The sequence below is a fragment of the Asticcacaulis sp. P4_H10 genome, from assembly GCF_056400965.1.
In genome coordinates, this window is record NZ_JBFUKH010000011.1 from 155,204 (window position 1) to 168,737 (window position 13,534).

The 13,534-nt window shown below is 61.1% G+C and carries 16 protein-coding genes; 9 read left to right on the plus strand and 7 right to left on the minus strand.

The window, feature by feature from the left end:
* The first annotated feature begins 7 nt into the window (after window positions 1-7).
* The 3 genes from AC1DON_RS20195 to AC1DON_RS20205 are packed head-to-tail and all read left to right on the plus strand — an operon-like array spanning window position 8 to window position 1,292.
* The gene (locus AC1DON_RS20195) at window positions 8-358 is read left to right on the plus strand and encodes a hypothetical protein (RefSeq protein WP_476936621.1); all 351 of its coding nucleotides are present in this window, start codon (window positions 8-10) and stop codon (window positions 356-358) included.
* Window positions 358-816 carry a hypothetical protein gene (locus AC1DON_RS20200; RefSeq protein ID WP_476936622.1) on the plus strand — a complete coding sequence of 153 codons (459 nt, stop codon included), beginning with the start codon at window positions 358-360 and terminating at the stop codon, window positions 814-816. Before AC1DON_RS20195 ends, AC1DON_RS20200 begins: the two co-directional genes overlap by 1 nt.
* Window positions 813-1,292 (plus strand): hypothetical protein, encoded by a 480-nt coding sequence (locus tag AC1DON_RS20205; protein ID WP_476936623.1) that lies wholly within the window; start codon window positions 813-815, stop codon window positions 1,290-1,292. The genes AC1DON_RS20200 and AC1DON_RS20205 overlap by 4 nt, the downstream gene beginning before the upstream one ends.
* Here the strand turns inward: AC1DON_RS20205 and AC1DON_RS20210 are convergent.
* From AC1DON_RS20210 to AC1DON_RS20225, 4 genes are all read right to left on the minus strand, one after another.
* Window positions 1,255-1,641, minus strand: a complete 387-nt coding sequence (locus AC1DON_RS20210; RefSeq protein WP_476936624.1) for a helix-turn-helix domain-containing protein — start codon at window positions 1,639-1,641, stop codon at window positions 1,255-1,257. The genes AC1DON_RS20205 and AC1DON_RS20210 overlap by 38 nt on opposite strands.
* A 97-nt stretch (window positions 1,642-1,738) precedes the next feature.
* Window positions 1,739-3,007, minus strand: coding sequence for an O-antigen ligase family protein (locus AC1DON_RS20215; RefSeq protein WP_476936625.1), 1,269 nt, complete (start codon window positions 3,005-3,007; stop codon window positions 1,739-1,741).
* Window positions 2,980-3,690, minus strand: a complete 711-nt coding sequence (locus AC1DON_RS20220) for a P-loop NTPase family protein (RefSeq protein WP_476936626.1) — start codon at window positions 3,688-3,690, stop codon at window positions 2,980-2,982. Before AC1DON_RS20220 ends, AC1DON_RS20215 begins: the two co-directional genes overlap by 28 nt.
* Window positions 3,690-5,144 carry a GumC family protein gene (locus AC1DON_RS20225; RefSeq protein WP_476936627.1) on the minus strand — a complete coding sequence of 485 codons (1,455 nt, stop codon included), beginning with the start codon at window positions 5,142-5,144 and terminating at the stop codon, window positions 3,690-3,692. The genes AC1DON_RS20220 and AC1DON_RS20225 overlap by 1 nt, the downstream gene beginning before the upstream one ends.
* Before the next feature lie 217 nt (window positions 5,145-5,361).
* Here AC1DON_RS20225 and AC1DON_RS20230 point away from each other — a divergent pair, with 217 nt between their 5' ends.
* Window positions 5,362-6,048 (plus strand): polysaccharide biosynthesis/export family protein, encoded by a 687-nt coding sequence (locus tag AC1DON_RS20230; RefSeq protein WP_476936628.1) that lies wholly within the window; start codon window positions 5,362-5,364, stop codon window positions 6,046-6,048.
* Window positions 6,049-6,198: 150 nt separating this feature from the next.
* Here AC1DON_RS20230 and AC1DON_RS20235 read toward each other — a convergent pair whose 3' ends face one another.
* Complete coding sequence (locus AC1DON_RS20235; protein ID WP_476936629.1) at window positions 6,199-6,480, minus strand: sel1 repeat family protein; 282 nt, start codon at window positions 6,478-6,480, stop codon at window positions 6,199-6,201.
* A gap of 470 nt (window positions 6,481-6,950) precedes the next feature.
* Between AC1DON_RS20235 and AC1DON_RS20240 the strand changes: the two genes are divergently transcribed.
* The 3 genes from AC1DON_RS20240 to AC1DON_RS20250 all read left to right on the plus strand — a co-directional run bounded on the left by AC1DON_RS20240 (window position 6,951) and on the right by AC1DON_RS20250 (window position 10,033).
* On the plus strand, window positions 6,951-8,054 hold the full coding sequence (locus AC1DON_RS20240) for an RcnB family protein (protein WP_476936630.1): 1,104 nt from the start codon (window positions 6,951-6,953) through the stop codon (window positions 8,052-8,054).
* Between the two features lie 279 nt (window positions 8,055-8,333).
* Complete coding sequence (locus AC1DON_RS20245; RefSeq protein WP_476936631.1) at window positions 8,334-8,894, plus strand: hypothetical protein; 561 nt, start codon at window positions 8,334-8,336, stop codon at window positions 8,892-8,894.
* A 98-nt stretch (window positions 8,895-8,992) separates the two neighbouring features.
* Window positions 8,993-10,033, plus strand: coding sequence for a glycoside hydrolase family 43 protein (locus tag AC1DON_RS20250; RefSeq protein WP_476936632.1), 1,041 nt, complete (start codon window positions 8,993-8,995; stop codon window positions 10,031-10,033).
* Between the two features lie 57 nt (window positions 10,034-10,090).
* Here AC1DON_RS20250 and AC1DON_RS20255 read toward each other — a convergent pair whose 3' ends face one another.
* Window positions 10,091-11,422, minus strand: coding sequence for an ABC transporter permease (locus AC1DON_RS20255; RefSeq protein ID WP_476936633.1), 1,332 nt, complete (start codon window positions 11,420-11,422; stop codon window positions 10,091-10,093).
* Complete coding sequence (locus AC1DON_RS20260) at window positions 11,415-12,341, minus strand: ABC transporter ATP-binding protein (RefSeq protein ID WP_476936634.1); 927 nt, start codon at window positions 12,339-12,341, stop codon at window positions 11,415-11,417. The genes AC1DON_RS20255 and AC1DON_RS20260 overlap by 8 nt, the downstream gene beginning before the upstream one ends.
* 366 nt (window positions 12,342-12,707) lie before the next feature.
* On the opposite strand from AC1DON_RS20260, the gene AC1DON_RS20265 reads away from it, so the two are divergent.
* On the plus strand, window positions 12,708-12,911 hold the full coding sequence (locus AC1DON_RS20265; protein WP_476936635.1) for a hypothetical protein: 204 nt from the start codon (window positions 12,708-12,710) through the stop codon (window positions 12,909-12,911).
* 197 nt (window positions 12,912-13,108) lie between these two features.
* Window positions 13,109-13,483 carry a hypothetical protein gene (locus tag AC1DON_RS20270; RefSeq protein WP_476936636.1) on the plus strand — a complete coding sequence of 125 codons (375 nt, stop codon included), beginning with the start codon at window positions 13,109-13,111 and terminating at the stop codon, window positions 13,481-13,483.
* The last annotated feature ends 51 nt before the right edge of the window (window positions 13,484-13,534 follow it).

Below are 13,534 nucleotides of genomic sequence, written 5' to 3' on the forward strand. Positions count from 1 at the left end.
TATCGAAATGAAGCGAACGGAACTGGTGCTCCGTGGCACCGAGCAACTGCGTGCGACCGAAAACATGATTGCGAGCGGCATCTGCGAGACCGCGAATCTGATGAGCATGCTGGAACGAATGCGCATGGACTCCAAACTCTCAGCCGTGATAGGTCAAGAGGCTATGACAGAGCTGGCTCAGACCTTGACGATTTTGACGGGCGCCCGCGCCTCGATCATCCGCGTCCATAGTCACCTGGATGACGTCAAGACACGCATCGGCTGCGGCACGTTTATGGGTGGACCGGTGGAAGACAAGGGATCCCCCCCTCCAGTGACCGGATTTTTACACGTCGTTGGAAGTAACGAAGCGGCTTGATGGGCTGGTACTGGTATCTGGCGCATCTCGTATGGGTATATGCCGGCATTATTGCCGGCATCCTTTGCGGTATATGGGCCATCTGGAAGGGTGGGCCGACTGAAAAGGCGGGGGCCGCCCTTATTGCTACGACATGGATATTCTCTCCAATCGTATCTCAGTTTGATGGCCCTGGCCCCGGTGCCTACGTCAAGGCCTTGGATATCCTTATATTTTTTGCTTTTGTCGCCTTGGCGCTGCAATCGCGTCGTCTATGGGTTTTTGCCCTCTGTATGTGCGCGCTCAATGGCCTCATTACCTACTTCGTTACCAGTTACAAGGTGTTCGGGCTGTACGCCTTCGTCACAGCGACCACATTCTGGCTTGGCTACGCTCAGCTGATTTGCCTGAGCGCAGGTATCATCGATTATCAGAACACATTGAAGCGCCAGAAAACGCAATCCGCCGTAGCTATATGACGGGAGGATGGTACTGGTATCTGGCACACCTCGTATATGTATATGCCGGCTATCTGGCTGGCATCCTGTGCGGGATATGGGCAATCTGGAAGGGCGGGCCGACCGAAAAACAAGGCGCCGCCCTCCTTGCATTTGGCTGGATACTGTCCCCTATCCTGACACGGTACGACGGCCCAGGCCCAGGTATCTACGTCCAGACGCTTGATGTCGTGACTTTTTTCATTTGGGTTGGCCTGGCGCTGCATTCACGGCGACTTTGGGTCTTCGTCCTGTGCATGTGCATGCTGAACGGCCTCGTCACCTATTTCGCGATAAGCCACAAGGTGTTCGGTCTGTATGCCTTCATGACCGCGATCGGCTTCTGGCTGGGCTACGCCCAGCTCATCTGCCTGGCCTTCGGCATCTTGGATTACCAGTCGACCCTGAAGCGCCGGAGACTCAGTCCTGCTCCGGCAGCATCGAGCGTACCAGGGTAACCACTGCACGGCGCCGGGAAGGCGTCAGCTTGGGGAACCACTGCGCCAGTTCGATGCCTTCGCCCGATTGCAGGAACTTGCCGACACCGGCTTCCAGCGGCCCGATATCCTCGGCATCCGTCGCCACTTCCTCAAAGAAATAGGCCGGCGGCATTTTCAGTGTCCGGGCGATTTCGAACAGCATGGACGCGCTGACGCGATTGCTGCCACGTTCGTATTTCTGCACCTGCTGAAACGTCAGGCCGATGGATTCGGCCAGGTTTTGTTGAGTCAGGCCCATTTCCTTGCGGCGCTTGCGGATATTGGCCCCAACCTTGACGTCTACAGGATGGCTGTCTTCGGTACTCACACGCAACTCCTTCACATGACAAGCGTCATAAATACCTCATATCGAGGCGTATTCCAATCGTTTGCAACCTTTGGCCGACATTTAACCAAACGTAACGTCAACCTTGGGTACTGTCCCGGTCCTTTGGCAACGATAGCTTGACGATGACCATGACGAACAGCGCCCAGCGCAGGTCGTTCCAGCCCAGCGCCATGCTTTCGGTGATACTGGACAGGCTGTAAATGGCCAACATCGGCAAGGCGAAATAACCGGAATCTCCACGCCAGGTGCGCCACAGCCCCTTGCCCCAGGCCTCTGCAAAGACACAGGCCCACAGGATCAGACCGACCCGGCCCAGCCCCACCCACACTTCGAACCAGCAGGAGTGGGCGTGATAGGCGCGGAAGCCCGCCACCTTGGTGATCTTGGCCAGCGGCGCATAGGCGCTCTCATCGGTCCAGACGACGCCATAACCGTAGCCCAGCAACGGCCGCGCCCGGACCACACGCTCAATACCATCCCAGATGAAGGTCCGCCCGGTCAGCGTCGGGTCCTTGCCCAGCAGCAGGAATATCTTTTCAGGTGCGAACCACATGAACCCCGCCAGGCACAGCAGGAGCGTCACCGCCACCCAGGTCAGCAGGATCCCCAGAACCGGTCCGCGCTGGGTCAAATACACAAAGACGATCCCCGCGCCGCCCAGCATCAGCGACACCAGCGCGGTCTTGGACTGCGACATGATCACCAGTCCGACCATGGCCACAGCGATCCCGCACCACAAGACGCGCCGCGACGGATTGTGCATCGCCGCCGCAACCGATGAGACGAAGCCGATGGCCATGATGGCGCCGAGATTGTTTTTTTCCAGCCAGACGCCACGCCACGCGCCGGGAAACAGCTCCTGCATCCTGCCCATCTGCGGCACAAACACGGCCAGGAAATATGAGGCCAGCATGGCGATGGTGAAGGTAATGGCCAGAACTTCCGACAGGCGCTTCCAACTGAAGCGCGCAGCGATGGCATAGCCGCACAGGACGGTGACCAGCATGGCGACGCAGCGCCGCATCGTGCCCGATGGATCGATCGACCACAGGACCGAGACGCAGCACAGGGTCAGCAGCGTCATCAGCAGCGCCGTCCGCCAGGTCGCGTCGAGCAAGGGCCGCCAGCAGATGGCGCACAGAACGAAGCCCAGCAGATAGAAGGGATAGTAGAAGTTTCGAATCAGCATCCCGGCTTCGGTATTGCCGGTCGTGTAGCCGAACAGAGGCGCCTGCCAGGCCTGCGAAAAGACGAGCAGAACAGCGACGGCGCAGAACAGCGACAACCAGTTGCCGCGCCAGTCGTCCGTGAAGTTTTTCACGACGCGCGTGCGCCGGCCGTCCACGGCGGCGTCCAGTGGCCTTTGGGCCGGGCGCGATTATAGACGATGCCCAGCACCTTGCCGCCGGCCTGTTCAAGCTCGGTCTTGAGCGCCAGGCGGCTTTGTGTGTCGCCCTCGCCTTCGCTGACGACCATGATGATGCCATCCATCAGCCCCGCCAGTTGCAGGGCGTGCACAGACCGGTCCGCTGCCGGTGCATCGACGACGATGGTGTCGGCGTGGCTCTTCAGCGCGGTCCAGTAGCCGGTCTGTTCGAACAGCTTGACGCGTTGCCCCGGCGCCAGCTTCTCGGCGCAGAAACGCGTCACCCACAGACGCTTGTCGAGGAAGGGCTGCGCCACCAGGTAGCGGTCGTCGCCAACAGGCCGGCCCTGGGCGTCACGCGACGGCGGCGCCAGGGTGAAGAAGGCTGAGCCGTCAGGTGACGCCTGGCTCAAAGCACCCGGCGGGCCGAATCGCCCGGGTTCGCGTCCCATGGCATCCATCTGTGACTGTTCGCGCAGATCCGCGTCGACCAGCCAGACCGGCCTAGCGGCAAAGGCCGCTTCGCAGCGGGCATATTCGCGTGCGACGGTCGATACCCCTTCGCCGGACAAGGCCGACACGAACATCAGCGCGCGGCCACGCCCCGACGGACGCCCCAGCGCCGACATCAGTTCAGCCATTTCGCGGGTGAGGTCGATCATCAGGCGATCTTGTTCTCGGCGCGCGCCAGCACGGGCAGGCCCAGCGACCGGCCGGCCATGTCGGCATCGACAAAGCCCCGGCGCGTCACGGTGCGCAACAGGCCGGCGCACAGGGCGGTAAAGGCGGCGAACAGGAAGGCCATGATCATGACGATGCGCTTCAGGCTCTTGGGCTTGTCGGGCAGCGAGGCCATTTCGACGACGCGTACGGCCTCGTCGCTGTTCTTGGTCATCTGGCGCTGGGCTTCGTTTTCCTGGATGCGCTGGGTGAAGTTCTTGATGTTGTTCTGCAGCGCGTCACGCTCGGTCGACAGGGTCGTGAAGCGCGCTTCGATGCTCAAAAGCTCCTGCATCTTATGCGTCGCCTCATCGGCCTGGGCTTGGAGCTGGGCGGCACGCGCCGACAGCGACGCCGTTTCTGCCTCGAGATTAAGGCGCTGGGTGACCAGGTCCTGGTAGATCGGATTGACGCCGATGCGGTGATCCTTCTCGCCGACGCCGGCGCCCGACTTCATCAGGGCCTGCAGCGAGGCAATCTGCTGGTCGAGATCGCGGATCGGCTGAGATTCGGGCAGGTAACGCGCCAGCATCTCCTGCCGTTGTTGTTGAAGCGCCAGGATACGCGTCGGCACCGACAGGTCGAGATTGCGCTCGACGCTCATTTCGGGGCTGAGGCGTTTCAGGTTCGAACTGACCTCGGCCAGCTTGGCGCGATTGGTCGCCATCTGCGAGCGCGTGGCGTAGAGGTCGGCCACGACATTATCGTAAATCTTCGACCAGGTTGCCTTCGCGCTGGCGAAGTCGCCGACGCCATGCTGGGTCAGGAAGTTCTGATAGGCCATGTCGGTATCGGCCAGCTTCTGGTCGAAGTCGGTCTTCTGCTTTTGCAGGGCCGGACCGATGGTGTCGGGATAGACCTCAAGCCGGTAGACCTGATATTCATCGATGATCGCGTTGAGGATCAGGGCCGCCGACATGGCGTCGGAGTGTTTGAACAACAGGCGGACAACATTGTTGTCGGGCGCTGTCTGGGCCTCGAAACCGCCCTGCAGGACCTTGAGCGCCGCGGCATCGGCTGCACGCACCTGGGCGTCGCCCTTCGGGGACCACAGTTCCGGCGCATCGGGCAGGACGGTGCGGTAACCGACCTTGGCGATGACACGCTTTTTGAGTTCATTCGAGTTGAGGATTTCGACCTCGGACTGGACGACCTGGTCGATATCGGCAATGGCGCCGCGCGCGGCGTCGCCCGCCAGCGGATCGTAGACATAGTCCTTGCTGACCTGCATCAGCAGGCTGGCATTGGCGGTATAGGTTGACGGCATGGACATGGCGACAGCCATCCCCAGGCCAAACAGGACGACGAAGACAAGCAGCATCAGCCACACCTCGCGCCTGAGGCGCGGGAGGATGTCGGCCGGATCGAGCCGCAGCTGTCGTTTTACGCTCGCCATACGCTTCCTTGGGCCCTCCGCTCTCGTTCCTGATGCCGTGAGTCTGGGGGCCTGTTCAATCGCTTCACCACCGATTCCGGAGTGTTGTTAACCTTATCTTGGTCGCGATTAATGAATCTTTACCACTTTACCGGTTTAGCATTCCTACCGAGCAATTTTGCTTTTCCGATCGAACGACTGGCATTAGCTTCCCGCCATGCTGACGCGCCGTACTCTTATGTCCTTCGTGACCGCCATGGCCCTGGCGCCAGCGGTGACGCGCGCTGCGCAGCGTCAACAAGAGGCGCCGCTGATCGAATTCTCGGACTGGCAGGACGACGAACCGCTCTATCTGTTCTTTCCCGGCGACAAGCTGGAGGTCAGCGTGACCTCGGCGCCCGAGCTGAACCGCCAGACCCAGGTCGGCACGGACGGGCGCATTACCCTGCCCCAGATCGGCCAGGTCATGGCCGCCTATAAATCCGTGCCGCAGCTTCAGGCGGAGATTTCGGGACGTTACGCGCAGGTGCTGCGCTATCCGGACGTGACGGTATTTCCCGGCGACACGGCGCCGACGCGCGTCCTGGTCGGCGGCGAGGTGCGCACGCCCGGCTGGGTCGAGATCCAGGGCGACATCGATGCGCTGCAGGCCATCATGGCGGCAGGCGGCTTCATGCCATCGGCACGGTCAAAGAAGGTTGTGATTATCCGACGCGGCCATGACGGCCGGGCCATGCGCCGGACGATCGACCTGAAATCGATTCTGTCCGGACAGCGCAGCCAGATGACGGCGCTGCGCCGTTTCGATATCCTGTTCGTCCCGCGCACCAGCATCGCCGAGGCGGGCCTGTTCGTCGACCAGTGGGTCAACCAGCTGATCCCCGGCGGGATTCTGAACTACTTTATGTACCGCACGTTCAATTAAGAACGCCAGCATTCCTATCATTCAAACTCTGATCTCCAAGCCGCGAAGCGGCTTGGCAAGCGCGACTGCGCGCCCGAGCTCATGCGAGGAAAGTCTGCGCGGCGATTGAGCGCCAAGCAAAAAAGACTTAATAGCGATCCTTGATCGCTATTAAGCGGCCAGGCCGATGCGGCCGGCGTCGATCCACTGGCGGGCAGCCTTCTGGGCTTCGGCGATGTCTTCGCGATCCATTTCACGCGACAGTTCACGGCGATAGACGCTGGCTTCCATCGATCCGCGCATGGCCGCCAGGTTGAACATCATATGCGCCGAGATCATATCGACGGGGGCGCCGCCCTGGCCGGTCGAGTACATCATGCCCAGACGGAAAAGATCATCGCCCGACATGTCAGGGGTCGGCAGGGGAAGGGTTTGGACTTCGGTCGTATTCATCGTTTTGATGCCGCGCCGTTCTGGCGCGTCTCCACAAGAGTTGATAACGACGATTTCAACACCCCCTCATGAAATTAAAGTTAACAGCGGAATTTACACTGAATTTTTTATGTAAACTGATGATTAATATTAAAATTAAGATTAATAATTGGATCAATATTTATTACTTTCCTATGAATTTTCCAGTATAAATTACTTATGAAACGTCAATACACACATTTATACACGACGTGTCGCGAGCCTCGGGGTTAAGGGCATCGTTAATAGCGCAATTGAATCCCCTCCTCGACCAACAACAACGGCAAAATCAATCCTTGCTTAACCGCCGAAAACCCGCCGCAATCCGTTCAGCTTCGGTTCACATCACCAGAGTCATAAAAGACCGTAAGACGATAATGGTTATCGCCCAGCGTCCCAGGTACGCGTAAAACCGGTAATTCCGGTGACCTGGCTGGACAATGAGGAAACCTATGAACGGAAAAAAGGCCAAATTGGCCGCGCCCGGACTGGCATTCATCCTGATGATGACCCTGGCGGTCCCGCCGTCCTACAGCTTTGCCCAGGAGCGCGAACGCCGTCCGCACGGCGGCCAGGGCTCCCCACGGCGCAGCGAGACCGCGCGCGACAGCAGCAACACCTATACCCCTCCCCCATCGCAGCTGGCGCCGTCACGGTCGGAAGGCAATTCGGATGGCGGACGACCATCACGCCGCGCTGATTCGGGTGACCGCCCGTCGCGTGGTGACGGCAATGGCGGAAGCCGTGGTGGCTGGCAGGGCAATCGCGGCGGCGACAACGGCGGTGGAGGCCGTGGCGACAATAATGGCGGTGGCCGGCCGGACGGCGGCTGGCGCGGCAATCGCGGCAACGACAATACCCCGCCCGTGGCTGTTCCCACCCCCGGCGGCAATAGCGGCGCCAATTCCGGCGGCGGACGCGACCGTAATAATGACGGACGGCCCGATGGCGGAAACCGTGGCGGATGGCAAGGTAACCGCGGCGATAATGATGGCCGTGGCAATGCCGGCGGCCGCGACCGTAACAATGACGGACGGCCCGATGGCCGGCCCAACGGTGGCTGGCAAGGCAATCGCGGCGACAACGACGGTCGCGGCAATAACGGTGGACGCGACAACAATGGCCGCGACCGGCATGATCGTGACAACAATGGCCGCAACGACTACGGACGCGACCGGGACCGCGGAGGCCGCAATAACGATGGCTGGAACCGCGACCGTGATCGCGGCGGCTGGAGCGGTGGCAGCAACCATGGCGGCCGGCGCTTCGACTACCGCAACGACAACCGCTGGCGGTCGTACACCGGCATCCGCCTGGGCTTCTACTTCTTCCCGGGCCGTGGCTATTACCGGGTGCCCGACAGCTATTACAACCAGCGTTGGTCGCGCGGCGATGTCCTGCCCAGCTACTTCTACAGCTACCGCATCTATGACTGGGACTATTACGGCCTACCCAGCCCGCCTTACGGGTGCGGATGGTTCTTCGTCGGCCAGGACGCGGTCCTGATCGACCTCCGCAGTGGCGAAATCCTCGACGTCATCTACGACGTCTGGTGATTGCCAAAGTCTCTGGATCCCTAGCCCCGGCGCCTCCATGGCGCCGGGGCTTTTCTTTACCCGGATTTTGTCTCGCCCGGCGCGATGCGGCTTAACTCTTTATCCGCGACCGGAGAGACTGTGACCACTCCTGCTGGCAATTGGCGGGCAGTGTAGAGCCCCGGCTGGCATGCCGTCATGGCGGGGCAAATTTTGAGTTTTTCTTTTGTCGCGCAGCCCTCTCCCGAGTTCCACCGCCTCCCCTGTGGCATTCGAACTGCGCATAATAGAGGTAAGATCATGTTCAAGACCCAATTGATGACGGCCGCAGCCGTACTGACCCTGACCGTCGCCGGCGCTGCCCATGCTCAGGCGACACCCGATGTCTCCGCGCACCCTGACGCTTCTGCGACAGCACAAGCTGACGCCAGCGCAACCACCGCCGAACCGGCTCCGGCCAGCACCGGCGTTACAACCGTCGCTTCTGCTGACGAAGCTTCGGCCCCGGTCCGCAGCAAGGCCGAAAACAACCGCATGACCCGCACCGCCGCCAACAAGATCACTGCCGATCTGAACCAGCAGCAGTTGCAGGGCCTGCCGTCGAACAGTCTGGCGGCCTCGACCGATACCGGTCTGCGGACCACTGACAACAGCTCGGTCGCTGCCGGTTCGATGGCCTCGCCGACCCCGTCGACGGCGACGGGCGATACGGTTGCACCAACAGACGATTCGACCCTGCCGCCGTCACAGACCCAAACGCCTGCCCTGCCGAACAGCACAGTCGAGTCGCTCCCCGAGGAAGGCAAGCCGGGCAGCAATACCAACCCGACCGACGCAGGCGACAAGCCCGAAGTCCAGTAAATCCGGGCTTCGATCTCACAAAAAGCCTCCCGCTCACGCGGGAGGCTTTTTGTCATTGAAGAGATGGCATAGCATTGGCCATGATCAGGAGGTGGCCCATGTTCAAACCTGCCGTGACGGCGCTTCTCGCACTGCTGTCCTTTACTGCCGAAGCGCAGGCAGCCAATCCGGTCATTGAAGGCTGGTACGCCGATCCGGAGGTCCGGATTTTTAACGGCCAGTACTGGATCTACCCCACCTATTCCGATCACTATGGTGCGCCGCGCGCCTCGAAGACGCTGACCGCCGGCCAGAAATGGCAGCGCGCGCAGGACATCTACCCGCCCTTCCTGCCGCAGACCTTCCTCGATGCCTTCTCCAGCGACGACCTGGTCCACTGGCAGCGTCATGACTTCGTGCTGGATGTGAAGGACGTGTCCTGGGCGGCCTATGCGGTCTGGGCGCCGTCGGCCATCGCGCACAATGGCAAATACTATCTGTTCTTCGGCGCCAACGACATCAAGACCAACAACCAACTGGGTGGCATCGGCGTGGCGGTCAGCGATACGCCGCAAGGGCCGTTCAAGGATGCGCTCGGTCGCCCCCTGATCGGCCAGATACACAATGGCGCCCAGCCGATCGACCAGATGGTCTTCAAGGACGATGACGGCGAAATCTACATGTATTACGGCGGCTGGAAGCACGCCAATGTCGTCCGCCTGGCGCCCGACCTGCTCAGCGTTGTCCCCTTTCCCGATGGCGAGACCTACAAGGAGATCACGCCCGACCCGGCCTATGTCGAAGGCTCTTTCATGGTCAAGCGCAAGGGCGTCTATTACCTGATGTGGTCGGAAGGCGAATGGACGGGGCCGGATTACAAGGTCGCCTACGCCATGAGCCCGTCACCATTCGGCCCGTTCAAGCGGATCGGCACGATCCTGGAGCAGGATACGCACATCGCCAGGGGCGCCGGCCACCATTCGGTCGTCAATATTCCCGGCACCGACGACTGGTACATCGTCTACCACCGCCGCCCGCTTGGCACCGACAACGGCAACCACCGCGAAGTCGCGATCGAGCACCTTTATTTCAACGCCGATGGAACGATCAAACCGGTGGTGATGACAAAGGAAGGCGTAGCGGCGAGACGCTTGCCTTAAGCCTTGTCGCGCCTTTAATCCAAAAACTGCTTCACACTTTTTGGAAAGCACTCGGCCTTAAACCTCCCGCTTGCCCAGCCCCAGCAGGTTGCCCCACGACAGCTTGGCGCCCGACAGTGCGCCATGGCGGAAGGCGCGGCGGCCCATATTGATCATGAACAGCCCGACTACGCCCATGCCGGCCAGCGTCGCGGCGATTTCCCACCACGGCAGGGGCTGGCTTAAGCGCAGCGGCATCAGGAAGGGCGTAAACAGCGGGAACCACGACATGTATTTCAGCATGGGCAGGTCCGGCGAGGTAAAGGCGACCTGCATGGTCATCATCGGGATCATCAGTACGATGGTCACCGGGCCAATGATCGCCTGGGCGTCCTTCTGCGTCTCACAGAAGGCGCCAACCGCGGCGAAGAAGACACCGAACATCAGGTAGCCGCCGAAGAAATAGGCCAGCAGCAGGACGATATGGGCCGGAGAGAACAGGCCCGTCAGCACTGCCGAGACCTCCTTTGCCGTTTCCGCCGGCATGACGCTGAAGCCATAATAGCTGAGCGTCGCGGCCGTCGCCGCCCACAGCGCCGCCACCGTCAGCATGACGCCGGCCACGCCCAGCACCTTGCCCAGCAGGATCGCTTCGGCCGAGGCCGAGGACAGAAGGACCTCAAGCACCTTGCTCGACTTTTCCTCGATGACCGAGCCCAGCAGGATCATCGACGACGAGAAGATCGAAATCCAGGTGATGTAGCTGAAGGCGATGCCGATGAACTTGCCGCCATTGTCGCGGAAACCTTCGGCCAGGCTGTCCTTTTTCTTAGGCTCTGCGGCGCTTTGCGGCGTCAGGCTGACCAGTTCGGCGCGCGACTCACGCATATCGTGCGCCAGCTTCGGGTCGATGCCGTTCGTCCGCGCCATCTTATAATATTGCAGGCCGTGCAGGTCCCATTGCAGCTGGTCCTGAACGCTGCCCTTGCGGGCGCTGATCGACCAGATACGGAAGGTCAGCCTGTCGCCGGTGTCGCTGGCGATCAGCACCGTGTCGGCGCGGCCGGACGCCAGCACCTCAGGCATCTTCGCCTCGGCCTCGGCAAGCGTCGTGACGCCGCTCAGCTGCGGTGGCGTGGCAACCAGCTTGAGCCCGCCGCTGTCGAACATGCCGCGGTCCTTGCCCTTGGGCGCGCGGGCAGTGATCAGCGCCTCCATGTCGCTGCGAATATTGTCGCCGCTGAGGTCGAGCACGGCCACGGTCTGCACCGGTTCGGACTGGCGCATCATCATTGGAATGAAGACGCTGGCGGCGAAGATGGTCGGCAGGGTGAACAGCGACAGCCAGAAGCCGACCGTCCGCACAAAGGCCAGGTATTCGCGCCGGGCAATCAGGAAGGTTTTAGACATGGCTGCCTCCGGTCAGGACGATGAAGGCGTCATGCAGGCTGGGTTCGCGCGCTTCGAAACGGGTGATGTCGAGCCCCTTCTGAAAGGCGGCCTTGAGTGCGGCGTGGGGACTGGCCCCCGGCTCGAGTTCGCAGTGCCAGAGCGTGGCCCCCGCTTCGCCCGGCCCGGCCACTTCGACATGGCGAATGCCGGGAAGCGCGCGAACGTCGGCTTCCGACACGTGGCCTTCCAGTTCCAGCGACCGGAGTGCCGCGCCGCGCGCCTGTTTCAGCGTGCCATCGAACACCTTGCGCCCCTTGGACAGCATGACGACGTCCTGGCACAGGCGTTCGGCGTGGGCCATGACGTGGGTCGAGAACAGGACCGTCCCGCCACGTTTGGCGATGTCCTTGATAACCTCTTCCAGGCTCTGCTGGTTGACCGGATCGAGGCCTGAAAACGGCTCATCGAGGATGACCAGTTCGGGTTCGTGAACCAGACAGGAGATCAGTTGCACCTTCTGCGACATGCCTTTTGAAAGTGCGCTGATCTTCTTGTTGATCGCCTCGCCCAGGCCGTGCTGTGTCAGCATGTCCTTGCCGCGCCGGCGCGCCACCGACGCCTTGACGCCCTTCAGGCCCGCCAGGAAGACGATCACGTCGATCGCCGTCATCTTGCGATACAGGCCGCGCTCTTCCGGCAGGAAGCCGATTCGGTCGAGCATCTTTTCGCCGGCCCCGCCCAGAACGGTGATCTTGCCGGCGGTCGGCGCCGACATGCCCAGAATCATGCGCACGCTCGACGTCTTGCCGGCACCATTGGGCCCCAGGAAGCCGCAGATCGAGCCTTTCCGGACGGAAAAGCTCAGGTCGCGCACGGCGTGGAAGTCGCCATAGGCTTTCGAAACCCCGTCAAGCACGAGGGCCGCATCGCTGGACATGAACTCTTCCCCCTCAACCGTCTGGTGGCGTCATCTTATCCGCCATCTCGTCCAAGGGGAATCGGAAAATAAGGCAGGCGCATAGCAGGCGGTTAACACGAAAACCGTCATTTCGCCGCACACGCAACACAAAGTAGCCTTATTTCAGATAACATCCCTGTAGCGAGTTGTATTCGCGGGCAAAATTCAAATGTAAAAATGTAATTATGATTGTGCAATGCACCAAAAGCCGCCGCCTTTTGGCCTTCAAGCTTGTCGTTAATAGATAGGCACCTGCAGCGGTACATCTCCGGGCCGCCCACGGTGCCAGTATCCCCTCAAAGAGTACCCTGATTATCTCCTCCTCAACTCCATAGGGATTTCCAAATGAACAAGCGCTTTACCGAAATCGCCGTCACGGCCGCCGCTATCGCTGCTATCGCAGCCGTTGCCGCCACGCCGGTCCTGTCTTCGGCTCTGGAAGATGCAAAGGCTCCGCAAACGGCTGAAGAGCTCGCCGTTGACGCGGGCGCCAGCGTGTCTGCTTCTGAATCGGTGTCGGCTTCTGCAGAGCCCGCCCCCGCCCAATAAGCCTATCCAGACTGCCTGAAGCAAATACCCCCGGACTTGCCTCCGGGGGTATTTTGTTGCCGCAATGCGGCATATTTTTGAGCTGTGGTTTGCATCTCTGTCACATAAAGATCGGATGCGGAACGGTTTTTCAGCCACTTTTGCGCCCAGATCAGCCGGAAAATGACAGATCAGCAATAACCAAAAGAGGATTTGCCATGAAGACCGTTCTTATTGCCGCCGCCGCCTCGCTTGCGCTTGCCGCTACCGCGGCGCCTGTGCTGTCCGCCACGACGGAAGCCGCCTCCGACGCCAAGGTCTGCGCATCCGCCGAGACGAAGGCCTCATGGAAGATGGGCGATCCTTCACCCTATATCGTCCAGGCCGATACGGTCGCCGGCCAGAAGGCCTATTGCGCCGGCCTGAAGACGGCCACCGGCCATCATGCCGGCGCGATCGCCAGCCGGGACAATGAGGGCGCTGTCGGCGCTCCCTCCGGTACCACCGGCACGCTGACGCCCGATGTGGCCGACACCAATTCCGCCGCCGGCATGACCACGACGACAGATCCGAACGCCAAGCCCGGCGAATAGTTCAGGTCACGTCGTAAAGAAGCCCCGCAGTCACCTGCGGGGCTTCTTGTT